The organism is Prosthecobacter fluviatilis (genome assembly GCF_042655725.1).
Classification (GTDB): Bacteria; Verrucomicrobiota; Verrucomicrobiia; order Verrucomicrobiales; family Verrucomicrobiaceae; genus Prosthecobacter; species Prosthecobacter fluviatilis.
The window spans coordinates 169,541-191,588 of sequence record NZ_JBHSMQ010000006.1 but is presented as its reverse complement, the minus strand read 5'-3'; the positions used below and the strand labels follow the sequence as shown (position 1 = coordinate 191,588).

General features: G+C 60.7%; 17 protein-coding genes. 9 read left to right on the top strand and 8 right to left on the bottom strand.

The window, feature by feature from the left end:
- Window positions 1-29 precede the first annotated feature (29 nt).
- Complete coding sequence (locus ACFQDI_RS17010) at window positions 30-899, top strand: FHA domain-containing protein (protein ID WP_377168942.1); 870 nt, start codon at window positions 30-32, stop codon at window positions 897-899.
- A gap of 12 nt (window positions 900-911) precedes the next feature.
- On the opposite strand, the gene ACFQDI_RS17005 is transcribed toward ACFQDI_RS17010, so the two are convergent.
- The gene (locus ACFQDI_RS17005; protein ID WP_377168940.1) at window positions 912-2,192 is read right to left on the bottom strand and encodes an MFS transporter; all 1,281 of its coding nucleotides are present in this window, start codon (window positions 2,190-2,192) and stop codon (window positions 912-914) included.
- A 191-nt stretch (window positions 2,193-2,383) separates the two neighbouring features.
- On the opposite strand from ACFQDI_RS17005, the gene ACFQDI_RS17000 reads away from it, so the two are divergent.
- Window positions 2,384-3,934 (top strand): hypothetical protein, encoded by a 1,551-nt coding sequence (locus ACFQDI_RS17000; RefSeq protein WP_377168938.1) that lies wholly within the window; start codon window positions 2,384-2,386, stop codon window positions 3,932-3,934.
- Between the two features lie 92 nt (window positions 3,935-4,026).
- On the opposite strand, the gene ACFQDI_RS16995 is transcribed toward ACFQDI_RS17000, so the two are convergent.
- From ACFQDI_RS16995 to ACFQDI_RS16980, 4 genes are read right to left on the bottom strand one after another with little or no spacing between them, the layout of a single operon-like run.
- On the bottom strand, window positions 4,027-4,572 hold the full coding sequence (locus tag ACFQDI_RS16995; protein WP_377168936.1) for a hypothetical protein: 546 nt from the start codon (window positions 4,570-4,572) through the stop codon (window positions 4,027-4,029).
- A gap of 3 nt (window positions 4,573-4,575) precedes the next feature.
- Window positions 4,576-5,004, bottom strand: a complete 429-nt coding sequence (locus tag ACFQDI_RS16990) for an ExbD/TolR family protein (protein ID WP_377168934.1) — start codon at window positions 5,002-5,004, stop codon at window positions 4,576-4,578.
- 5 nt (window positions 5,005-5,009) lie between these two features.
- The gene (locus ACFQDI_RS16985; RefSeq protein WP_377168932.1) at window positions 5,010-5,651 is read right to left on the bottom strand and encodes a MotA/TolQ/ExbB proton channel family protein; all 642 of its coding nucleotides are present in this window, start codon (window positions 5,649-5,651) and stop codon (window positions 5,010-5,012) included.
- A 43-nt stretch (window positions 5,652-5,694) separates the two neighbouring features.
- On the bottom strand, window positions 5,695-6,498 hold the full coding sequence (locus ACFQDI_RS16980) for an energy transducer TonB (RefSeq protein ID WP_377168930.1): 804 nt from the start codon (window positions 6,496-6,498) through the stop codon (window positions 5,695-5,697).
- A 174-nt stretch (window positions 6,499-6,672) separates the two neighbouring features.
- On the opposite strand from ACFQDI_RS16980, the gene ACFQDI_RS16975 reads away from it, so the two are divergent.
- From ACFQDI_RS16975 to ACFQDI_RS16945, 7 genes are all read left to right on the top strand, one after another.
- On the top strand, window positions 6,673-7,779 hold the full coding sequence (locus ACFQDI_RS16975) for a hypothetical protein (RefSeq protein ID WP_377168928.1): 1,107 nt from the start codon (window positions 6,673-6,675) through the stop codon (window positions 7,777-7,779).
- 114 nt (window positions 7,780-7,893) lie between these two features.
- A complete protein-coding gene (locus ACFQDI_RS16970) occupies window positions 7,894-10,251 on the top strand; it encodes a TonB-dependent receptor (RefSeq protein ID WP_377168926.1) in 2,358 nt (785 codons plus the stop codon).
- A 223-nt stretch (window positions 10,252-10,474) separates the two neighbouring features.
- Window positions 10,475-12,733: a TonB-dependent receptor gene (locus ACFQDI_RS16965; RefSeq protein ID WP_377168924.1), complete on the top strand. Its 2,259-nt coding sequence runs from the start codon at window positions 10,475-10,477 to the stop codon at window positions 12,731-12,733.
- Window positions 12,734-12,752: 19 nt separating this feature from the next.
- Window positions 12,753-13,445 carry a Fe2+-dependent dioxygenase gene (locus ACFQDI_RS16960; protein WP_377168922.1) on the top strand — a complete coding sequence of 231 codons (693 nt, stop codon included), beginning with the start codon at window positions 12,753-12,755 and terminating at the stop codon, window positions 13,443-13,445.
- Between the two features lie 2 nt (window positions 13,446-13,447).
- Window positions 13,448-14,590 (top strand): PepSY-associated TM helix domain-containing protein, encoded by a 1,143-nt coding sequence (locus ACFQDI_RS16955; protein WP_377168920.1) that lies wholly within the window; start codon window positions 13,448-13,450, stop codon window positions 14,588-14,590.
- A gap of 154 nt (window positions 14,591-14,744) precedes the next feature.
- Window positions 14,745-16,874: a TonB-dependent receptor family protein gene (locus ACFQDI_RS16950; protein ID WP_377168918.1), complete on the top strand. Its 2,130-nt coding sequence runs from the start codon at window positions 14,745-14,747 to the stop codon at window positions 16,872-16,874.
- Between the two features lie 304 nt (window positions 16,875-17,178).
- Window positions 17,179-17,982, top strand: coding sequence for a hypothetical protein (locus tag ACFQDI_RS16945; protein ID WP_377168916.1), 804 nt, complete (start codon window positions 17,179-17,181; stop codon window positions 17,980-17,982).
- Here the strand turns inward: ACFQDI_RS16945 and ACFQDI_RS16940 are convergent, their stop codons facing one another.
- The 3 genes from ACFQDI_RS16940 to ACFQDI_RS16930 all read right to left on the bottom strand — a co-directional run bounded on the left by ACFQDI_RS16940 (window position 17,983) and on the right by ACFQDI_RS16930 (window position 22,038).
- Complete coding sequence (locus ACFQDI_RS16940; protein WP_377168914.1) at window positions 17,983-18,876, bottom strand: polysaccharide pyruvyl transferase family protein; 894 nt, start codon at window positions 18,874-18,876, stop codon at window positions 17,983-17,985.
- A 120-nt stretch (window positions 18,877-18,996) separates the two neighbouring features.
- The gene (locus ACFQDI_RS16935; protein WP_377168912.1) at window positions 18,997-20,415 is read right to left on the bottom strand and encodes a glycosyltransferase family 4 protein; all 1,419 of its coding nucleotides are present in this window, start codon (window positions 20,413-20,415) and stop codon (window positions 18,997-18,999) included.
- Between the two features lie 21 nt (window positions 20,416-20,436).
- Entirely contained in the window at window positions 20,437-22,038 is a 1,602-nt protein-coding gene (locus ACFQDI_RS16930; RefSeq protein ID WP_377168910.1) for a serine/threonine-protein kinase, read from the bottom strand.
- Window positions 22,039-22,048: the final 10 nt, after the last annotated feature.

Here is a 22,048-nt window from a genome sequence, read left to right as displayed (position 1 = left end):
TTTGGCAGTATTCACGTTTATTCATCACCATGAGCACCACCCTCCTCCAGTCCTGGCTGCGTCTTCCCAACGGGGAGCGCCATGAACTGAACGGCACCTGCTCCATTGGCCGCTCTCCGGACAATTCGCTGCCACTGGCAGACAGTGAGGTCTCTCGCCGCCATGCCATCATCCAGGCCCAGGGAGAGCGCGAGTTCTGGCTGGTCGATCTCGGCAGCGCGAACGGCACCTACGTCAATGGCCGCCGCATCTCCCAGTCCGTGCGCCTGCACAACGGAGACCTCGTCCGCATCGCCAGCAACGAGCTGGAATTCGCCACAGAAATCCTCAGCGCGATGCATCCCGCCGGCCAGCAGGTCATGGCCTCCACCATGATCCACATCCGCCAGGCACAGTGCTGGCTCATGGTCGCCGACATCATCGGCTCCACACAGCTCTCACAGACCCTCCAGGGGGCTCAGTTCCCGCGCATGACTGGCAGCTGGTTCAAAAACTGCCGCCAGATCATCGACGAATGCGGCGGCCACATGTCCAAATATCTCGGCGACGGCTTTTTCTGCTACTGGGACGACACTGCGGACAGCGCCATCCAGGTACGCCAGGCGGTGGCACGGCTGTATGAAGCACAGCTCGCCGCCAATCCGCCTTTCCGCGTCGTCCTTCACTTCGGTCCCGCCATGCTCGGCACCGTGCCGACCATGAGCGAGCTCAACCTCCACGGCCCCGAGGTCAACTTCGTCTTCCGCGTCGAAAAAGTGGCCGCCGTGCAAAAGCAAAACATCCTGTTTACCGAGGCTGCAGTCCAACGCATGGCGGCGGAGCAGGAAGTGCGGCTCGTCTGCGAATGCACGGTGGAAGGCTTCTCAAAGAAGTTCCCGTTCTACACCCCGAGCCACTGAGGCGCGCACCGCTCAATCCACCGCACTCGCCACTCCATCCGCCTCCTTCGGCTCAGAAGGCAGCATAAACGCCACCGCTGCCGACGGAATGAACAGGAACCCCGCATACAGCAGCGCCGCCCTGAAATCCCCCACCTTCACAAAGATCCCAAAAAACACCGTCCCACCCGCAGCCACAATGCGCCCGATGTTATAGCAGAAGCCCGAGCCCGTCGTCCGCAGCAGCACCGGAAACACCGGCGGCAGGCACATCGTGAAAAGCCCAAACACACCCTGGCAGGCGCCGATGATCGCAAACTGCCACTTCGTCGCCTCCCAGCTCCACACCTGCGAAAACGACACATACATGATCGCAAAATACGCCAGCATCATCCCCACGATCGTGTTCCGGTAGCCAAACACCTTTGCCAGCCCGCCGTTGATGAAATTCCCGATCAGCGAGCCAAACATGATCCACATCAGCGCCGTCACCACCGCAGCATCCTTCCCCGCTTTGTCCAGCGGCACGATCTCCGCCAGGCTCAGCACGTGCTTCTGCTGCCAGAAAAGAAAGGTCCAGTGCGCCGTCAGAGACACCGAGCAGATCAGCATCACCCGCCACGTCACGCCCCGCACCGCCGGGCTGAAAAGATCTCCCAGTTTCGGCACCGGCTGCCCTTCACGCGCCTGCACCCACTCCTCCGTCTCAGGCACCGCCTTGCGGATCCACAGCGTGATCAGCGCCGGCAGGATCCCGATCAGGAAAATGTAGCGCGGCTCCTTCCCCGCCAGCAGGTAACCGGCAAAGCACGCCAGCAGCACGCCGCAGTTCACCGCGCTTTGCAGCGTCGCCGCGATCCACGGCCGCCACTTCTTTGGCCACGTCTCAGACAGCAGGGACGCGCCCACCGCCCACTCCCCGCCGATCCCCAGCGCCGCCAGGAAACGGAAGATCATGAGGTGCCACCACGTCTGCGCAAAATACGACAGCCCAGTGAAGCACGCATACGTCAGGATCGTCAGCGTCAGCGCACGGCTGCGCCCCAGCACATCGCCGATGCGGCCAAAGAAGGCACCACCGACAGCCCAGCCCGCCAGAAACGCAGCCTGAATGATGGACCCATGCGTCCCCACCGAGGGATCGCTCTCCGGCACCATCATGAGCTGCGCCACAAACGCCGTCGCGACGAGCGTGTAGAGATGCATGTCGAGCCCGTCAAACATCCAGCCCAGCCATGCGGCCAGCCCGGAACGGCGTTGCTCAGGCGAAAGATCCCTAAGGCGGGTGATTTCAGTGGAGGCTGGTTGGCTCATGCGGGCGCGAGTCTTTCGCAGACCGCCCCCAATGGCAAGCTCTTTACCTCCCCAGGCCAAGGTTCCATTCCACCCGCCCTGACCCACGCATCGCGTAGCGATGCCTGCACTGCCACCCGCCGCCCCCACATCATCTCCCATCTCGGAACAAACCTGCAATTTCCCCCCTGCCAATCCGTTCGCATGCGCTCATGCCCTCACATCTTCCTCCCCGTCTTCTGCTGCTGCTCGGTCTTGGCATGCTCATCTCGCCGGCTCTCTCTCAAGAAGCCCCTTTGAAACGCCCGCCTCCGCCTGTGCTGAAAAAAGGTGAGAAGCAGCTCTTTGTGGACAGCGTCATGATCCGCAGCAAGCAAGGCGTCACGCGAGTCGTCCATCCGGCCAGAAAGCTGGAGCATCCCGTCCTCACCGCAGAAATGCCCTGGGAGGTGCGGACCAAAGACGGCATTCTCGACAAGCGCGTAAACATCTACGGCACCGTCCTGCGCGATGAAAAAACCGGCTCTTTCCGCATGTGGTATGCAGACCCCGGCAGCGTCCTCTACGCCACTTCCGCCGATGGCATCCACTGGGAAAAGCCAGTTCTGAAGGTCGCTGGCGCCACCAATGAAACAGACCTGCGCCTCCACAGCCCCAGCATCATCGAGGACAAATTCGAAACAGATCCCAGGAAACGATACAAAGCCGTGGGCAATGCAGGCCGCGGCGTGGACGACGCAAAGCTGCAGCGGCTCAAAGACAAGTTTGAGCTCGTGGACTGGTATCGCGACAAAGATCATCGGCTCTATTACTCCGCCTACTCGGCCGATGGCTGGCATTGGACCGTCGAGCCCGAGCCCATCCTCCTCGGCTGCGACACCATCACCCTCTCCCAGGATCCGCAGACCGGCGAATACCTCGCCTTTCACAAACGCCAGGGAGATCCCCGCGTCATCGGCATTCGCCACGTGTTCCTTTCCGTCAGCAAAGACATGCAGCACTGGTCAGAGCCACATCCCGTCGTCGTCGCCGACGAGGTGGACAACAAAGCAGCCCGAAAGCTCAAGGGCGGCACCTACTCAGAATACTACAATCTCTCCGCTTTTCCTTATGCAGGTCAGTGGCTGGGTTTTGTGACCCATTTCCGGCGGGTCGAGCCACCCTCAGCCTTGTTTGGCAATGACGAGGTCGATGGCCGCAAGCGCTCCGCCACCGGCATCATTGATGTCAAGCTCATCACCAGCCGTGATGGCCGCCACTGGGACCGCTGCTCAGACCGTACTCCCGTGATTCCGCTGGGCCCGCATGCCTACGATGCCGGCAGCATCTTCGGCCTCTGCAACGCCCCCGTTTTTGTCGGCGACGAAATGTGGATGTACTACACCGCATCCACCACCCCGCATGGCGGCCTGGCCCCCGAAAAGCAGCAGTCCATCGCCCTCGCCATCTGGCGCACAGATGGCCTTGCCTCACTGCAGGCTGGAGAAAAAAACGGCACCATCGAAACCCATGACTTCACCCCCCAGGGCACGCAGCTTTTCGTCAACGCAGACCTCACCAAAGGACAGCTCAGCGTCGAGGTGTTGGACGCCACAGGGCAGACAATCAAAGGCTACGAAAAAGAAGCCTGCGTGCTCAAAGCTCAGGACGGCGTCAAGCTCCCCGTTCAGTGGGGAAACACCACCACACTTCCATCAGGCATCCCCATCCGTTTGCGGTTCCACCTCCAGAACGGAGATTTGTTTAGCTATGTGATCGAGTAGCTCAGGGGGGAGCCCCCGCCCCGCGCATCTCCATCTGAAAATCCGGTCTAACCATTGCCAACAATCGCAAACAACCGCCAGCCACCGCAGACTCACTTCCCTTTCGCCAGCTTGTTATACTTCTCCACCAGCTCGTTGAACTCCCGCGTCCGCGCATTCAGCTTGGAGATGGCGTCATTCCGCTCATCCACCAGCTGTTTCAGGAGCTCGTTCTGCTTCTCCATCGCAGTGTTCTGGGAGGTCACCATGCTGTTGTGGCTCTTGATCGCCTCCGCCCCTTTGCCAAAAGCGATCTGCGTGGCCTCAAGCCCGTGCTGCAGCTGCATCAGCTCCCGCATGTAAATGGCGATGGTGATGCCGCGCGCCACGGAGTCGGCGGAAAGGTCTTTGTACTCACGTGACACCTCCACCAGCCGGGCCTCCACCTCAGCCCGCAGTTCCGTCAGGCGGGCGATTTCCTTCTCATACTCACGCACCTTGCGCAAAGCCTCCACCTTGGCGGCGTTCTCCGCTTCAAGCTGTTTGACGAGGTCCAGAATATGGCCGCGCAGGCGCGTCTCTCTCTGCCACTGCACGATGCAGACGACACAGAGTCCCAGCGAGATGACGACCAGCAGCGTGGTGAGCAGACGCTTCATGGGTCAGAGTGCAGGCTTGGCCGAATTGGCAGGTTTCACATTGAAGGCCACTTTGGTGAAGCCGATCCGCTTGGCGGCATCCAGCACTTTCACCAGATCGGCATACCGCGTGTTCACATCCGCGCTGATGTAAACGGGCGTGGCGGGGTCCTTGCCGAAGCGTTCGGCCAGTTTGCGATCCAGCTCAGGCAGCGTGATCGCCGCCTTGTCGAAAAACACATCCCCGGTGGCGTTCACCGCCAGATTGATCATGTCCGGCTTGAAGTCGGACTGGGCGGAGGAGGCCACCGGCAGGTTGACCTTGATCGTCTGCTGCTTGCTCATGGTGAGACTGACCATCATGAAGGAGGCCAGCAGGAAGAACATCACGTCAATCAGCGGAATGATTTCCAGCCGCGTCTTTCGCTCGGGCAAGGGTGAATGCAGTTTCACGTAGATCAGGCCTTCGGGGTGGTTTTGTCAAATCCGTGCTGCACAGCGAGAATCAGCACATTGTTTGCCGCAGCTTCGAGATCAAACTTCAGAGCGGCAAGGCGTGCGTGGAAGTAGTTCATGGGCACCAGCGTGCCAATCGCGATGCCGAGACCGGCGGCGGTGGCGATGAGCGCCTCGCCAATGCCGCCCGTGACCTTTTCCACGGCAAGTTCGCTGCCGCCGATGCTGGTGAAGCTGCCCATGATCCCGGTCACAGTGCCCAGCAAACCGAGCAGCGGCGCGAGGGTGACGATGGTGTCCATCGCGCTCAGGTAGCGTCCTGCGTCACGCAGTTCCTGCCCGGCCGCCACTTCCAGAGCGCCCTGCATGCTGGTATGACGGTGGTTGAGCCCATGATGAATCATGCGCACCACCGGATCGCTGGATTTTGCCGAATGGGCAATCGCCTGGGCCAGATCTCCGGCCTCCAGCTTCTCATAGACTTCATCCAGCTGCTTGACGGAACGCTTGGCGGTGAACCTCAGCCACCAGAACACACGCTCCACAAAGATGCAGACAGCCACAACCGTGACCACTGCGATGGGGTACATGATGGGACCGCCTTTGTGAAAGAGATCGACGACGACGTTGGCTAGGATGGGCATGGAGGGGGATTAAAACGGACGAAACAAAAAAGCGGAAGGACCGTCAGTTCAGGCGGAAGGTCAGCGGCACAGTATGCCGGTGCGCCACGCCTGTCGGCCAGTGCCAGTTCCGACGCACAAAGGACACCGTGGACTCGTCCAGCGCACTGAAGCCTGTGGTGCTGATGACACTGACGCTTTCCACAGCGCCCGAAGGACCAAAACTGACGGCCAGGCGCACGGTGCCCTGCATGCCTGCGCTTCTGGCAAATTCGGGATAGGGCGGCTTTGGCAGCCTCCCTTTTCCGCTGCCCGCCCCGGTGCCGGTGGCTCCTGCCGTCCCGGCCTGCGTTGAGCTGGCTCCTGTGCCTTTGCTCTTGGCCACCGGGCCCTGCCGTGGGCGCGAGGGCGCCACAGGGGCTTGCTTCACCACCGGGTCCACCGGACGCAGAGCATCCTCGATCTTGGGCGCCGTAGGAACAGCAAAGATGTCCTCGACCGTCATCGCTTCGGCGATCTCTGGCAGGTCCAGGTTTTGCGGCGGAGTCTCGATGATTTGGGGAATCTCAACCTGGGTCACAGGATCAGGCTCAGTTGCCTCCTCAGCACTTTCCCCCATCGCCATCAGCTCGGACATGGACATTTCATCCATCGGCAGCTCCTCCTCCTCAGCGGACTCCAGCGTCTTCAGATGAATCGGCGGCAGATCATCCGCAAACATGCCGATGACCCCAACCGTCAGAAAGCTTCCCGTAATTCCAACAAGCCATGAGAGCGTGATGACAAACCGCACCAGACTGCCCTTGTGACGAGCCGTCACTGGGGAAGGAACAGCAGCAGATCTCGGTTGGGTGCGTTCGTAGCCCATGGTGGGCAGAGGATTTATCATCGTCGAGGTCATTGCACAAGGGGGGCGGGTTCGGAGGATGAAACGTAAGATCTGCATGTCAACTTGCAATTGCGACTCAGTCGCATCATTGATCATTTTTTGCTCATTCCCACCCTTCGCTTGTCCCGATCACCCTTTTTGGAGCCCCTCTGCATGCCCCCGCCTTCCCTTCCCCATGATTCGTCTCCTGAAGAGCGCAATGCCCAAGCCAAGGTTTGGATGAAGCGCGGCATCGCCCTCCTTTCCGCCAACAACCCGGAAATCCTGCCTGAGTCCCTCAAATGCTTCGATCAGGCACTCGCCATCCGCCGTGAGCTACCGCACGAGACCAGTTCCTTCTACCGCTGGCTCCTGACCGCCTGCTGGATGAACCGCGGAGATGTGCTCACCCGTCTCGGTAAACCGGCGGATCTCGCTGCCGCCATCCAAAGCTTCGACGAAGCCATTCTTCACCTCCAAAAACTCCCGCTGGAGGAAGACTCCCAGTATCGCGGCAGGCTGGCGCTGGCCTGGATGAACCGCTCCCTGGCGCTTCGGGCTCAAGCCCGGCCAGAAAGCCTGGAGGCAGCACTGCGTTCGCTGGATCATGGCCGGCAGGTGATCGAGGAAAGCGAGAAAGCGCAGCTCCCCGTCAACAAAGCCCTTCTCCCCACCCTGCTGCTCAACCGTGCCGCCCTGCTCCTGGAAATTTCCCCGCCGCTCCCCCTTCAGGCGCTCGCCACAGCCGAGGAAGTTCTCTCCTTGTGCCATTCCGGTGAGCATCTGACCCTCCAGGCTGCCGAGATTGGCCTGAAAGCACGCCATGTCTTTTGCCATGCTGTGGCAGTGCTTCTCGAAACCCCTCCCGTGGACATTTCCCGCGCTGACGGCTGGATCATGCAGGCCACCGACAAGGTGGATGAAGCCATGCACCTCACCGCCAAATGGGAGCCCCAGGCCGTGCACACAGACTTCCGCTCCATCCGGCACGAGCTCTTTCGCTACGGCTGCAATCTCCTCCTGGCTTACCAGCCCCACTTCATGGCGGAGTTTTTGCTCGATGTCCTCGACCCAGAACAAGGCTCACCGCTTCTCGCCAGAGACACCGCCCTTTATCAGGCCGGACTTGAGTCGCTCGAGCTGGCTGCGGCCGAGCTTCGGCGGCGCGGCCCCCTGGATCTGGGTCTTCAGAAAATGGACCGCCTGATCGAGGTGCTCGAGTCGTTGAGCCTTGCGGCGGAACGGATCAAAAAGCGCGCAGAGCAGGCTGCGACTGGGTGATATTTGCCCATTCAGGCAATCTCCCGAGGGGAGTCATTGACGGTTTCTTTCCCTTTTTGGTTACTCGCGCCCGCCAAGGAAAAAAATCAAGACTCATCCCAATCCTCCCTCCCCATGACAAAGCCATCCCTCGGAGCGTTTCATCGGCTCCGCAGCACCGACGCCCTCTCTGTTTCGACCCTGATGTGTGCTGCCAGCAGTCTGGCTGCGCAAACGGCCGACACCCCCGCCCCGCCATCCTTGGCGGGCACAGCCTCGCCCACAGAACTTGAGGAAATGCTCATTGAGGGCCGCCTCTACAATCCCAAACGGCTTCAGTCTCCGAAATACACAGAACCGGCACGCAACATTCCCCAGACTCTCACCATCATCCCCAAAACGGTGATCGATGACCGTGGCGCATTCACTCTCCGTGATGTGCTCAAAAACACCCCTGGCATTTCCATGCAGGCAGGCGAAGGGGTCAGCGGCACAGGCGGCGGGGACAACCTCACCATCCGCGGCTTCAGCTCTCGCAGCGACTGGTTTGTCGACGGCATTCGCGATCTTGGCACCTACAACCGTGACCCATGGAACACGGAGCAGGTCGAAATCGCCAAAGGTCCGGCTTCCACCACCATGGGACGTGGCTCCACCGGCGGCTACATCAACATGGTCTCCAAAATGGCAGGCCTGCAGGATGCCACCACCACCACTGCCACCATCGGCACCAGCAATCTCTATCGCGGCACAGTGGACTCCAATCAAAAGCTCTCCGAGCACACCGCCCTCCGCCTCAATGGCATGTGGAACTCCAATGACGTCGCCGGCCGCGACAACGTGTTCATGGGCCGCTACGGCATCGGTGCCTCGATCGCCTTCGGGCTCGGCACAGACACCCGCTTCACCCTGAACTACATGCGGCAGGAAGAGAACAACATGCCAGACTTCGGCATCCCCTGGGTCCCCGTAGCCAGCGGAGGCTACTCCGGCACCGGCGCAGGCCTCGGGAGCTTCGTCAACCAGCCCGCTCCCGTCAGCTACAGCAATTACTACGGACGCCGCAACTACGATTTCCAGAGGATCCAGAACGACATGATCACCGCGATCTTTGAGCATGATTTTTCCAGCACGCTCAAACTGCGCAACACCACCCGCTGGGCACGCAACCACTACGACGCCCGCCAGACGGCACCGCGTTTTCTGGACACCGTGCCAGGTGGCACCAACCAGTACACCAGCACCCTCGTTCTCGAAGAACAGCGCCGGAGATCCACCAACTCGGTTTTCAGCAACCAGACTCTTCTCACCGCTGACTTTGACACTGGTCGCCTCAAGCATGGACTCGTCATGGGCTTGGAATTCGCCTATGAACAGCAGCTCACCGCCTCGCGCGCCGGCGACGTCTCGGTCACTGACCTCTACAACCCCGGCCAGGTGGCTCCTCTCACATCCATTTCGCCGACTTACGCCAACGGTGTCCCCGGCCCCGGCAACCCCCTGGCAAACCGCACCAACACCATCGCAGGCATCGGCCCCACCGACCTTCCCGCCTCCGCCGAAGCCCATCTTTCCACGGTCTCCGTGTATGCCATGGACACGGTCAAAATTGGCAGGCACTGGCAGGTCAGCGCCGGCATCCGCTATGACCATCTCCATGCCGTGCAGCACGGCATCTACTACACCGGAGCCAACGACATTTTTGGAGGCAGCAACCCGGGCCCCACCAACAACGACGACCTCTTCAGCTGGAAGGGTGCCCTCGTTTACAAGCCCGTGGACCATGGCAGCTTTTACTTCGGCTATGGCACCTCCTACAATGCCACGGCGGATGGTGGAAACCCCGGCGGACTCGGACTGACCAATGTCGGAGCCGCTGGCAGCACGGGCAACAACACATTCGCAGGCCTGAACCCTGAACAGGCCACCACCTATGAGTTGGGCACCAAATGGGATTTGCTCAAGGAGCGGCTCTCTCTCACAGCAGCGCTCTTCCGCACCGAAAAGCGCAACGTCCGCACCACCAGTGCCAACGTCACCACCCCCGCAGGTGATCAGACTGTGGATGGAGTCGAGATCGGCATTGCCGGCCAGCTGACCCGAAAATGGCAGATTTTTGCCGGCGGCTCCCACATGGCGAGCAAGGTGAACAGCTCATCCATTGCCGCTGAAATCGGCCAGTCGCTTCCCAACGCACCAGATTACACCTTCAATCTCTGGACCACTTACAGCGTGACAGACGCCCTCCAGATTGGCGGTGGCACCCAGTACATGGGCAAGGTGATCGGCAATGCTGCAAACCCCTCACGCATTGTTCCAGACTACTGGACGACCGACCTGATGATCAGCTACCGCTTCAGCAACTCCTTCAGCCTGCGCCTGAACATCTACAACGTCGCCAACGAGCGCTACATCGAGACTAGCAGCAGCACTGGCCATGTCATTCCAGGCCCGGCACGCTACGCAGCGCTGACGGCCACCCTCAAATTTTGAATCTCGGTTGCTGGGTTGCTGAGGATGGGCCTTGGCGGTGCCACAGGGCGCCCCAAGGCCCATTCAATACCCCCGCCAGGGTGGAAAGCAAAAGAGCGCATGTTTTGAGCAAAAAGTTTCTAGTTTCCAGAGTTGACGGACTTTGAAACTGAGACTTAATCGCAACAAGTTAATGAAAACGAATCTCATTAGCAAAAAGACACCCTTTCCAGAACGCCCGCTCATGCAGAAAACCCTCGCTCCATCCCTCACCAGTCGTGTTCTCAAATCAGGTTCCGAGGCCCTCTCCATCACCACCCTGGTGTGTGCCGCAGGCAACCTGAGTGCCCAATCCGCCACCAGCAAGCCAGCCCCTGAGGCAGAGGAAATCGCAGAGTTGCCCGAGGTCCTCATTGAAGCCACGGGCTCGGTTTACAATCCGCAGCGCCTTCAATCCCCCAAATACACCGAGCCCCTGCGGGACATCCCCCAGACCATCACCGTCATCCCCAAGGCGGTCATTGAAGACCGTGGCGCCTTCAGCCTGCGTGACGTGCTCAAAAACACACCCGGCATCTCCATGCAGGCAGGTGAAGGCGGTGCAGTCTCCGGAGACAACCTCTCCATCCGTGGCTTCAGCGCACGCAGCGACATTTATCTCGACGGCGTGCGTGATTACGCCAACTACAACCGCGACCCCTTCAACACAGAGCAGGTCGAAATCACCAAAGGGCCTTCGTCCTCCACCGTTGGCCGCGGCTCCACCGGCGGCTCCATCAACACCGTCAGCAAGATGGCCAACCTGACGGACTCCGTTCTTTCCACGGTCAGCGCCGGCACCAGCAACCTCTACCGTGGCACGGTGGACGTGAACCAGAAGCTTTCTGAGCACACGGCCTTCCGCCTCAACAGCATGTACCACACCGCCGACACCCCCGGGCGTGATGAAGTCTCCATGGAGCGCTACGGCATCGCCGCCTCGCTCGGCGTAGGCCTTGGCACCGACACCCGCTTCATGCTGAATTATCAGCGGCTGGAGGAAAGCAACATCCCTGACTACGGCCTGCCTTGGATTCCCAACAACGGCACCTTCAGCGGCTCCGGGGCCGGGCTCGCCAACTACCAGAACCAGCCGCCCCCAGGCGTCAGCTTCAACACCTTCTACGGCATTCCCGGCGTGGACTATGAAAAGATCCAGACCGACCATTACACGGCCATCTTTGAGCACGATTTCTCCGAGCACACCCGCATCCGCAACGTCACCCGCTTCTCCCGCAGCCACCGCGACTCTGTGAGCACCGCACCACGCCTCCGTGACGTTGGCGTCGCCCCGGGCAATCAATACACCACGGTCCTGAACCGCCAGCTCCAGCGCCGTCAGCAGTTCACCGAGATGTTCGGCAACCAGACCAACTTCGTCGCCGACTTCGAGACCGGCCCCATCAAGCACGCTTTGGTCACTGGCATGGAGTTTTATCTTGAGCACCAGCAGAATGCGAACGTCGCAGGCATTTCCACCGTTTCAGATCTCTACAACCCTGGCGTCGTCAACTCCCCCGGCTCCGTCTCCCCCCCGTCCAGCGCCCAGGACATCACCAGCAAATATCCCGGCCTTCCGGCCCCGACAGAGGCTTACCTCTACACCTGCTCCGCCTACGTGTTCGACACCATGAAGCTCGGCAGGCACTGGGAGTTCAGCGGCGGTCTCCGCTATGACCACATGTACGCCACCGTGAGCCTCCCCGGCAACGCGCCCGGCTATGCCAACGCTGACGACCTCTTCAGCTACAAGCTCGCCCTGATCTACAAGCCCGTAAAGCAGGGCAGCATCTACTTCGGCTACGGCACCTCCTTCAATCCCACCATCGACGGCGCTTCAGGCGCGGGATTGGGCCTCACCGCCGCCACATCCACTTTGGACCCCGAACAAACCGCCACCTACGAGCTCGGCACCAAGTGGGATGTGCTCAAGGAGCGCCTCTCGCTCACCGCCGCACTCTTCCGTTCTGAGAAAACCAACGCCCGTACCACCGATGCCTCCGGCATCACCACTCTGGGCGGGAATCAGCTCGTCCAGGGCATCGAATTCAGCATGACCGGCAGCATCACCAAAAACTGGCAGGTCTTCGCAGGTTACGCCATCATGGAAAGCGAGACCAAGGCATCCACCGCTGTGGGAGCAGTCGGTCAGTCCCTCTCAAACGCCCCACCCCAGACCTTCAATCTCTGGACGACCTACAACGTCCTGGAAAAAACACAGGTCGGCTTCGGCGCTCAATACATGGGCGAACGCACCAGCAGCGACTCGTCCGCAAGCTCCCGCACCGCCCCCGCCTACTGGACGCTCGATGCCATGCTCAGCTACAAGCTGTCCGAGAAAGTCAGCTTCCGCCTCAACATCTACAATCTCGCCGACGAGCGCTACGTCGGCAGCGTCGGCGGCGGCCAGTTCGTCCCCGGTCCGGGCCGTTCCGCAGCTCTGACCGCCAGCATCAAATTCTAACCTGTTTCCCCTCCCCATCATGCTCATCGCAATTCCCGATGTCCTCACCCCTGAGCAGGTCGCTCAGGCGCGCCAGCTCCTGGACTCCACCGAATGGGTGGACGGCAAAGGCACCGCCGGCTACCAATCCGCCAAGGCCAAGGACAACATGCAGTTGCCCGAGGACAGTCCCGCCGCGCGCGAGCTCGGGGAGATGATCCTCACCGCCCTGTCAAAAAATCCCCTGTTCCACGCCGCCGCCCTGCCGCAGCGGATTTTCCCGCCGCTGTTCAACCGCTACTCCGGCGGCCAGTCCTTTGGCACCCATGTGGACAATGCCATCCGCCAGCATCCCACCATGCCCGTCCGCATCCGCACAGACCTCAGCGCCACGCTGTTCTTCGCCGGTCCGGAGGAGTATGACGGCGGTGAGCTCTGCATCGAGGATACCTACGGCGTGCAGCGTGTGAAGCTGCCCCCTGGCCACATGGTCCTCTATCCCTCCACCAGCCTGCATCACGTCACCCCGGTGACACGTGGGGCCCGCATCTGCTCCTTCTTCTGGCTGCAAAGCATGATCCGTGACAATGGTCAGAGATCGCTTTTGTTTGATCTCGACCTCGCCATTCAGCGCCTCGGCCGCGATCTCAAAAACAACCCCGTGGCCGAACAGACTGGCGTTCAGCTCACCGGCGTTTACCACAACCTGCTTCGCCAATGGGCGGAAATGTAATCGTGAAGCCAACCTTTCATCGCCTCATTTTCTGGGGCCATCTCATCGCAGGCCTTGTCGCCGGTGTGGTCATCCTCTCCATGGCCGTCACCGGCCTCATCATTTCCTACGAGGCCCAGCTTATCGACTGGGCCAATCGAGACCTGCGCGTCACCCCGCCTGCCGCAGGCGCCCCACATCTCGAAATCGAAACACTGCTGGCCAAAGTTCACGAAACCAAGCCCGGCTTGAATCCCAGCGGCATCACTTGGAAGGCTGACCCGGCCATGCCCGTCACACTTTCCGTTGGGAAGGAGGGCGTCTTTTTCGCCAATCCTTACACCGGCGAGTTTCTGGGCGAAGGCCACCGCGCCTGGCATGACTTCTTCCACGCAGCCACCGATTGGCACCGCTTCCTCACCGGCACCGGCCTGCCAAAAGAAACGGGCAAGGCCATCACCGGCGCGGGTTGTTTGATCTTCAGCCTGCTGCTGCTCTCCGGCATCTACCTCTGGTGGCCCCGCCACTGGCGCTGGGCCAACGTCCGGGCGGTCATCCTTCTCAATCCTCAGCTCAGCGGCCGCGCTCGCAACTGGAACTGGCACAACGTCTTCGGCTTCTGGAGCGCTCTCCCGCTGCTCTGCATCATCCTCACTGGCCTCATCATTTCCTATGGCTGGGCGAGCAATCTGCTCTTCACCCTCACCGGCAGTGAGCCACCCCCAGCACGCGAACGCCCCGCAGGCGGGCCCGGCGGCAAACGCGAGGGCGGCGGACCTGCCGCTCCCTCCCCTTCCCTCGCCGGATTACAACCTCTCCTGGCTCAGGCCCGTCAGCAAATCCCAGACTGGGCCAGCCTCAGTCTCCGCATGCCCCAGAAACCCGGCGCTCCCTTCCCCCTCATGGTGGACCGTGGCGGCCGCGGCCAGGTGCAGCTGCGCACCATGCTGAACCTCGACGTGGCCCAGGGCAAAGTGCTTCCCAGCCCGGACGATCTGCAGCAGCAAAACCTCGGTCGCCGCCTTCGCATGTACGCCCGCTTCCTCCATACCGGCGAGCTCTTCGGCCTCCTCGGCCAAACCGTTGCCGCACTCTGCACCATCAGCACCATCCTCCTGGTTTGGACCGGTTTTGCCCTGGCCTGGCGGCGCTTCCTGAAGACCTGATCTCCTGCCCCGCAGCGTCATCACAGATGCTGGAGCACAAGAAAGTCTCATAAAATTGCAATTGAGACTCTATCGCATAAAGAGCTTGAGCGTTAATGGATTCCGCTCAGTATCCCACCCTCCCTTGCGACGGAATCTCAGTATCAACATCCCCATGCCATCGACTTTCGCTCCTCTCATCCGCCTTTCCCCCGGACCGATCATCGCCGCTTCCGCCATCCTGTTCCTTGCACTGGCCTCTCACAGCCGTTCCCAGACTGCCAGACAAATCGCAGAGCAGCTCCCTGAGATCACCATCACCGCAGAAGCCGAGCCTGAGCCGCAGGTCATCATCCCCTACCTTCCTCCCGTCGAAGGCACCAAGATCTACGCCGGCAAAAAGGCGAGCTCCCTGAATATCCAGGCACTCCCTCAGGTGCAGGCAAACAACTACAGCCAGGCCTTTGCCATGACGCCCGGCCTGATCACAGCCGAAGAAAGCACCCCGCTGGTCAGCTTGGGCTTTCGTGGAATCGGCTCTCCAGACCGTGCCCAGTACTTCATGATGCTGCAGGATGGCATCCCCATCGCCGCAGACCCTCAGGGCTACCCCGAGTCCTACTGGACACCGCCGCTGGAGTCCACCCAGCGCATCGACTTCGTCCGCGGTGGTGCCTCGCTGCTCTACGGCCCGCAGCCGGCCGGCGCCATGAACTACGTCTCCTCCATGCCACGCACAGACCGCCTCTTTGGCATGCAGACCAAGCACATCTTCGGCAGCAATGACCTCTATTCCACCTTCACCTCCATCGAAGGCAGCGCCGGCAAATGGAGCTGGTACGGCTGGTTCAACCACCGCTCAGGCACCGGCTTCCGCAAAGCCAACAGCGACTTCAACGTCGATGGCGGCCGCCTGAAGCTCATCTACCAGCAGGCCACCGACACGCGCTGGATTTTTTCCCTCGATGCCGGCTCTGACCGCCACGGTGAGCCTGGCGGCCTGACCGCAGCAGCCTACAATGCCGACCGCAATCAGACCGTGCGCCCCACCGACCGCTTCCGTCTCACTCGTGTCGTCGCCAGCGCAGAGCTCCAGCACAAGTTTTCCAGCAAAACCGAGCTCAGCGTAAAAACTTGGGCAGGTGCCTATGACCGCTGGAGCAACCGTCAGGCAGGCAGCTTTGGCACCGTCACCGGCCCCACCACCGCCATCCAGCAGCAGCAGTTCTACAACTGGGGCATCGAACCCCGCATCCGCCACGATTATGAACTCTGGGGCGGCAACCACACCCTCGCTGCGGGCATGCAGTTCTACATGTGCCACTCTCCGCGCAAGGACTCCACCGGAGCCTATCCCACCGACAACATCGGCACCGTCAACACCCTCGCCTCCCGCGATGTCATCTACGGCTCCGTCTTCCTCGAAAACAAGTTCACCTTCGGCCGCCTCACCATCACGCCAGGCTTCCGCATGGAGATGATCAATCAGGACCTCACCGTCAGAAACATCGGTGTCACCACCACGCAGCGGGATTCCAGCAAGTTCGACAAGCAGCCGCTCTTCGGCCTTGGCCTTTCCTACGATCTCGGCAACCAGACCGCCGTCTATGCCAACATCTCCCAGAGCTACCGTGCCACCACCTTCGGCCAGTCGCTCATCCCCGCCGCAGGTGGCACGGCCAGTGACGTCGCCCCATCCCAGGGCTGGAGCTATGAACTCGGCCTCCGCGGCAATCCCAAACCCTGGTTCTCCTATGACACCTCCTTCTTCCTTGTGGATCTCGATGACAAGCTCGGCACCGCAGGCCTGAACATCCAGAGCGTCGGCCGCAGCATCAACTACGGCTGGGAAGGCGCCGCGCAGTTTGATGTCATCGGCGGACTCGACGCCCTCAACGGCACTCATCGCGGCGAGCGCCTCGGCGCCCTCAATCTCTACGGCAACATCTCCCTGCTTGAAGCCCGTCTCTCCGGTGGTGTGAACAACGGCGGCACCCCGCAGTATGCCCCCCCCTACATCATCCGCACCGGTGCCATCTACAAACGCAAGAGCGGCCTGAAGATCGCCTTCCTCGGCACCTTGATGGCACGCCACAATGGCAGCGACAACGCCGACAGCCGTTTTGACATTCCCGCCTACACCACCTGGGATCTCACCGCCGAAGTCCCCGTCGGTAAAAACTTCTCCGTCATGGCCGGCCTCAACAACGTCTTCGACAAGCACTACTACTCCCTCGTCACCAGCAGCGGCATCATACCCGCCTATGGCCGCAACTTCTACGTCGGCGGCAGCTTGAAATTTTGATCTGAATTAGGTTGGATCAGTTCTCTGCGGAGCGCGGAAGAGGTGTTCCGCCTCCGCAGGGATATCCCCCTTAGCTTCACTTCCGAAACGGTGCCTCCGGCATGCCCAAGCCGCTGAAGAGGCCGCCCACATTCCCTTGGTGCCTGCGGGTTTGGAATCGATCGCCCTCTCGCCCGTCATCAGCGTCTGCGGCTCAGCCGGCTCGTTCGGACAAGGAAAGAAGAACGACCGAGGCGAGTATCTTCATGGCTGGTTGGGTGAGAAGAGCCTTGTCAAGGTCAGCACCCGCACCATTGCTTCACAAATGTCTGCCGCCCTTTTTGCCGCCGGTCTTGGCGATGTGATCCGTGTCTGCTACCAGAATGCCGCCTATCGCGTGCTGAGCGAGACCACGCAGCCGATGCCCGTGATCCTGGCCTCTCACAATCCGTACTCGATCGAGATTTTCCGCCACCATCGCAACGCAAAAAATTTCATTCTCTACGATCTCGCGCATAAATATGAGGAGTTCTTCAACGCAGGCCTGCGCGGTGTGGACATCAACCGCGCGCTCTGTGCTTTTGCCGGAGTGGATCACGCCCAGCTGATACGCGGCCCTGCCAACGGCCATGTCCCGGTGTTCGACGCGCCGGATGACGTCGCTTCAGAAGGGCACATTGTGTTTCAACCCTTCGCGGGCAATGCGTCCTACCGCTCCCTGCCGCCAGATTTGATCGAAAAGGCAGCTCAGGTCCTGCGCACGCTTCCTTGCCGGGTCTTCGTGGTCACACGCAGTTATTTCCGTCCCGGCATGAAGGGAAAAACAATTCATTCTGTGGAGGATGCCCGCTCTCTGGAGGGCGGCAACATCACCGTGCTCGACAGCCTATCCGTCCCTGCCACTCTGAACCTCATCAAGAAGAGCCGTGCCTACGTGGGCAGCTGGTCCAGCCTGCAGCAGGCGGCCTGGTTTGAAAACAAACCGGTGGCGGTGTTTTACCCCGCAAACCACCACGATGTGACTCAGCCCACGGACTATGCCTTTGGCATGAGCCGGGCCAGCACGCTCGGACGTGAGTACTCGCAGATGGATGCAGCCGAACTCGCGGAGTTCCTGCACCGCTGGTGATCATCCGGAGATATGGCGGCGCAGCACTTCAAAGTGCGTGGCTGCGGCGCTGATGTCTTCGTCCAGGTTCTCCATGCGTATCTTGTAGGGCGCATCCACCGGAGTGATAAACGGCACCCGGCACGCGCGGGCGAAAACCATGCCATGGTAGCGTCCGGTGATGACCAACCGTGACCGAGCGATGGTTTCATACGCCGCCCGGGGTCCGGGTGAGGCGATGATCTGCGCCTGGGGAAAACGCTCCGCCGCTTCAGCGAGCAACGCATGATTGTCCGCCGGGGCCCCCATTCCCAGCCACGTCATCGACATGCCGCTGCCCGCAAACTGCCGCAGGTAGTGGTTTGTCAGCGCGTTCCTTGCATTGACGGCCCCCGCAGGGACCAGGGTGATGGATCTCATATCCCCCTGAGACGCCGCCGCTCCAGGCCGGTAAAGATAGGCTGCATCTGGCGCAAAGACCACATCCTCACGCCCGCACAGCTCCTGCGCGATGCCCACGCAGCGACGCGAGCGCAAAGTGACAAAATGCGCCTGCCCGAGATAAGGAGCCCACGGCTTCAGCCTGGCAGCATCATTTTCTTCACCATTGAACTGAAACTGAAATCCGCAGGAGAGAAATCCCCATGGGATGCGGCGCCTGATGGCCTCGTCCATGTAAAACCTCATGCAGCAAAAATGCGGGGACAGTCCTGCCGCATCACCTTCCTTGCCATGGTTGTACAAAATCCCGCCTCCGCCCATCACGAGCATGTCCAGATCTTCCGGCAACGCCCTGGGAAGATCCGAATTGTAGATGACCAGCTCATGCTCCGGCAGTTGCTGGGCAAAAACCAGCGGATAGGTGTCATCCCCCACATTGCCATAGCCAGAGGCTCCCACGAAAGCGATTTTCATGCGGCGGCAGCCTAACACAGTTTGCGGCATGCGTGACAGCTCCTTGGCGGAGATGCCGCAAAAAACAGACCTCTGCATAAGGGCGCCCCGGCTGCAACCCGGGGCCACGCTCGCCAGCCATCATGCCATGCTGCTGCAGGCGCTCTCAGACGCATCCCTCCGCCGTTTCGCCTGCCGTGGGGCAGCAGCCAGCAGCGCCTGGAACTGCCGCGCCACAGTTTCCCACCGAAAGGCATCACCTCGCACATAGCCCAGCCCTTCTTGGGCAAGACGGCCTCGTTCATCCTTGCTTTGATAAAGCGACTGCAAAGCAGCCACGAAAGGCTCTTCGTCCACCAGGCTCCCCACGGTGTTGATCTCGGGATGGATCAGCGTGCGCGAACATGGAATTTTGACCGCCGGCCTCGCCCACTCGCCCAGCGCGGAAGACGCAGGCACAATCTGTGGAATGCCGCAGGCCATTCCCTCCATCGTGGTCAGCCCCCAGCCTTCGCCCAGAGTTGTGGTCATTTGCACATCGAGGCTGCTGTAGATGCAGCTCAGACTGCTCACATCCTGCAGGTCTCGTATGTCCTCAGCCCCTGTGAGGATCAGAAGGTCGCTGACACCGTAGTAGCTCGCCACACGGCGCAGATCCCATCCCGTGTCCTTTTGGGCGCAGTGCAGCAGCAGATAGGCGTCGGCAATGCCGTGCTGCTTGACCCAGGCCGCAAAAATTTGCACCGTAAGATCAAGCCGTTTGCGCGGCTGGTTGCGGTTGATGTTGCCGACGATGAAAGCATCTGGAGGAACACTCAGCCCCAGTTGCAGCCGCGCCTCGGGCTTGCCCAGGGGCTGAAAAAGCTTCGTGTCAATGCCATGCGGTATCACATGCCGCAGCCCCGTGAAGCCAGCTGCCACAGCGGCACGATGGCCAAAATCCGTGTACCACACGGCGGCATGCAGCCGGTTCAGTTCCAGCATTGCCGCCGTGTCGAGATTCCCGCCGTCCACCGGCATGTACCCGATGATGGACACTCCGTCGGGTGCGGCTTTGGCAAACTCCGCCACATTCCACCAGTCGTTGTTGATGATGACTGCTGCAGGGTCAAACTCGGTGCACAGATGCTTGAAGCGGTTGATTCCCCACATGTCGCCACCCTGCCAGGCAGGCATGACATCATAGGGCAGCTCATGTGGCGCACCGTTGTAGTTCACCCCTGACACAATGACGTCCCACTCATGTCGCAGATGATTTAGCACCGCATGCGTCACCGTGGCAAAACCAGTCGGCACCAGGGCATCGCCAATCCACAGCAGGCGCGGCTTGGATGAGCGCGCCTTTCTCCTTCTGCCCCCCGCTGCCGGCGCCACATGCCCCGTCGCAACTGCGGTGACACCGCTTGCCATCACAGCCATCGGGCTGGGAAAGCCCGGGACGGCAGACTGCTTCACCGCCGCCGCACCTTTGTTCTGCGGACTTGCCGCAGCTGGCCTGGAATGCTGGCGCGCAGTTTTTCCATCGGCAGTTCCAATCGGGATGTCAGCAGGCTTGCTCATGTCAGTTTATGGGGGGCAGAATTAATCGGAGCTTATGATCTTGCACTGAGGCAGCATGACACCCAGTTTTTCCATCATCGTGTCCCCTGCAGCCAGGCGGTTCTTGCTGATCCGCAGCGCACGCAGAGACCTGCACGCGACCAGGTGTTGGATCGAGTCGTCTGTCACCAGAGAGGTCGAGGATAAATCAAGGTTCTTGAGGGTCGGCAGGGAGGTGAGATAGGCCAGCGCCGAAACCGGAACCTCCATTCCACGCAGGCAGAGATTGGTGACCGTCCCCGCCTCAAGCGCCAGCTGCGTCAGCACCTTCAAATCCTCTTCCAGCTTGATCGGCACCGTGCTCAGCGACACCCGCCAGACGGTGAAAGGCTCACTCGGTATTTCCACCGCGTTCTGAATGTCAAACCGTCCTCCCATCAGCTCTTCTTGGCTGGATGCGGTCTTCACATTCAAAAAGCCTTCATGTGCAAGAACCCATTCCGCCAGCCTCATCTGTTCAGGTGCAACCGTACTTGCGACCTCACGGCTTGGTTCCCCCGATGAACCTGCAGTCGTTTCACGGCTCTGCCCGTCATTGCGCCAGCCTCCCTGCCACACCATGCCAGCCGCTCCGGCCAGCACCATCGCTGCGGCTGCTCCCCAGACCAGCCGGCGTTTCGGCTGCCCCCGCTGCGGCATCCGGATCGTATCCGCACCTGTCGGTATTCTCACCGCCGCTCCTGCGGTACCGGCCAGATCACTTCTGGAGGGACGCCGGAAATTCTTCCAGTTGTCGCTGTTCTTGAAAAGCTTTTCCAGCACCTGGGTCATGTCCCGCACATGCTGGTAGCGCTTCTCGGGGTTGTTTTGCATCGCCTTGCTCACCACGGCGTCGATGCCCTTGTCCGCACCAGAACGAATCGACGGCGGCTCCCACACTCCCTTGGGCACATGCCCCGTGAAAAGCTCGTAAATCATCACCCCCAGGGAGTAGATGTCGGCACGGTGATCGATGTTCTTGGTCTGATCCAGCGCTTCAGGCGCGATGTAGTCCGGCGTCCCGATCGTCATGCCTGTGGCAGTGTAATCGACAGACTGCGGCCCCACGACCTTCGCCAGCCCAAAGTCAGCCACCTTCACATTGCCTCGCTCATCGACGAGGATGTTCGCCGGCTTGATGTCTCGATGCACAATCCCCTGCTCATGGGCAAACTGCAGCGCTTCACACACCTGGGTGATGATTTTGAGGATTTGCTTGGGCTCCGGCGGATCTCTCCTGAGCAGATGCTGCAGATCCATTCCGGCCACGAACTCCATCACATAGTACATCTGGCCGTCGGCTGTCTCGCCAAAGTCATGCACAGCGACGATGTGCGGATGATTCAGCTGCGCAAGCGCATGTGCCTCCCGCTTGAAGCGCTCCGCAAAGCTCTCCTTGTTCCGGTTCACCAGGGGGAGCAGTTTCACCGCCACTATGCGGTTCAGGCTTTTCTGCACCGCCTTGTAAACGGCGCCCATGCCCCCGCGTTCGATAAACTGGACGAACTTGTAGCTGGGAATCAACGCATCCAGTTCTTCGGTTGATGGCGGGATGAAGGGTTCGAAATGAACGGCTTCCCCCCCGTGGTCATTCGCCTGTTGCATGCTCCAGATT

What these genes read in the sequence shown, in the direction of transcription:
- ACFQDI_RS17010 (WP_377168942.1), top strand. Translation starts at nt 30, where the DNA reads ATGAGCACCACCCTCCTCCAGTCCTGGCTGCGTCTTCCCAACGGGGAG.
- ACFQDI_RS16980 (WP_377168930.1), bottom strand. Translation starts at nt 6,498, where the DNA reads ATGGGCTACGAACGCACCCAACCGAGATCTGCTGCTGTTCCTTCCCCA.
- ACFQDI_RS17000 (WP_377168938.1), top strand. Translation starts at nt 2,384, where the DNA reads ATGCCCTCACATCTTCCTCCCCGTCTTCTGCTGCTGCTCGGTCTTGGC.
- ACFQDI_RS16935 (WP_377168912.1), bottom strand. Translation starts at nt 20,415, where the DNA reads ATGAGCAAGCCTGCTGACATCCCGATTGGAACTGCCGATGGAAAAACT.
- ACFQDI_RS16985 (WP_377168932.1), bottom strand. Translation starts at nt 5,651, where the DNA reads ATGCCCATCCTAGCCAACGTCGTCGTCGATCTCTTTCACAAAGGCGGT.
- ACFQDI_RS16940 (WP_377168914.1), bottom strand. Translation starts at nt 18,876, where the DNA reads ATGAAAATCGCTTTCGTGGGAGCCTCTGGCTATGGCAATGTGGGGGAT.
- ACFQDI_RS16975 (WP_377168928.1), top strand. Translation starts at nt 6,673, where the DNA reads ATGCCCCCGCCTTCCCTTCCCCATGATTCGTCTCCTGAAGAGCGCAAT.
- ACFQDI_RS16970 (WP_377168926.1), top strand. Translation starts at nt 7,894, where the DNA reads ATGACAAAGCCATCCCTCGGAGCGTTTCATCGGCTCCGCAGCACCGAC.
- ACFQDI_RS16965 (WP_377168924.1), top strand. Translation starts at nt 10,475, where the DNA reads ATGCAGAAAACCCTCGCTCCATCCCTCACCAGTCGTGTTCTCAAATCA.
- ACFQDI_RS17005 (WP_377168940.1), bottom strand. Translation starts at nt 2,192, where the DNA reads ATGAGCCAACCAGCCTCCACTGAAATCACCCGCCTTAGGGATCTTTCG.
- ACFQDI_RS16950 (WP_377168918.1), top strand. Translation starts at nt 14,745, where the DNA reads ATGCCATCGACTTTCGCTCCTCTCATCCGCCTTTCCCCCGGACCGATC.
- ACFQDI_RS16995 (WP_377168936.1), bottom strand. Translation starts at nt 4,572, where the DNA reads ATGAAGCGTCTGCTCACCACGCTGCTGGTCGTCATCTCGCTGGGACTC.
- ACFQDI_RS16945 (WP_377168916.1), top strand. Translation starts at nt 17,179, where the DNA reads ATGTCTGCCGCCCTTTTTGCCGCCGGTCTTGGCGATGTGATCCGTGTC.
- ACFQDI_RS16930 (WP_377168910.1), bottom strand. Translation starts at nt 22,038, where the DNA reads ATGCAACAGGCGAATGACCACGGGGGGGAAGCCGTTCATTTCGAACCC.
- ACFQDI_RS16960 (WP_377168922.1), top strand. Translation starts at nt 12,753, where the DNA reads ATGCTCATCGCAATTCCCGATGTCCTCACCCCTGAGCAGGTCGCTCAG.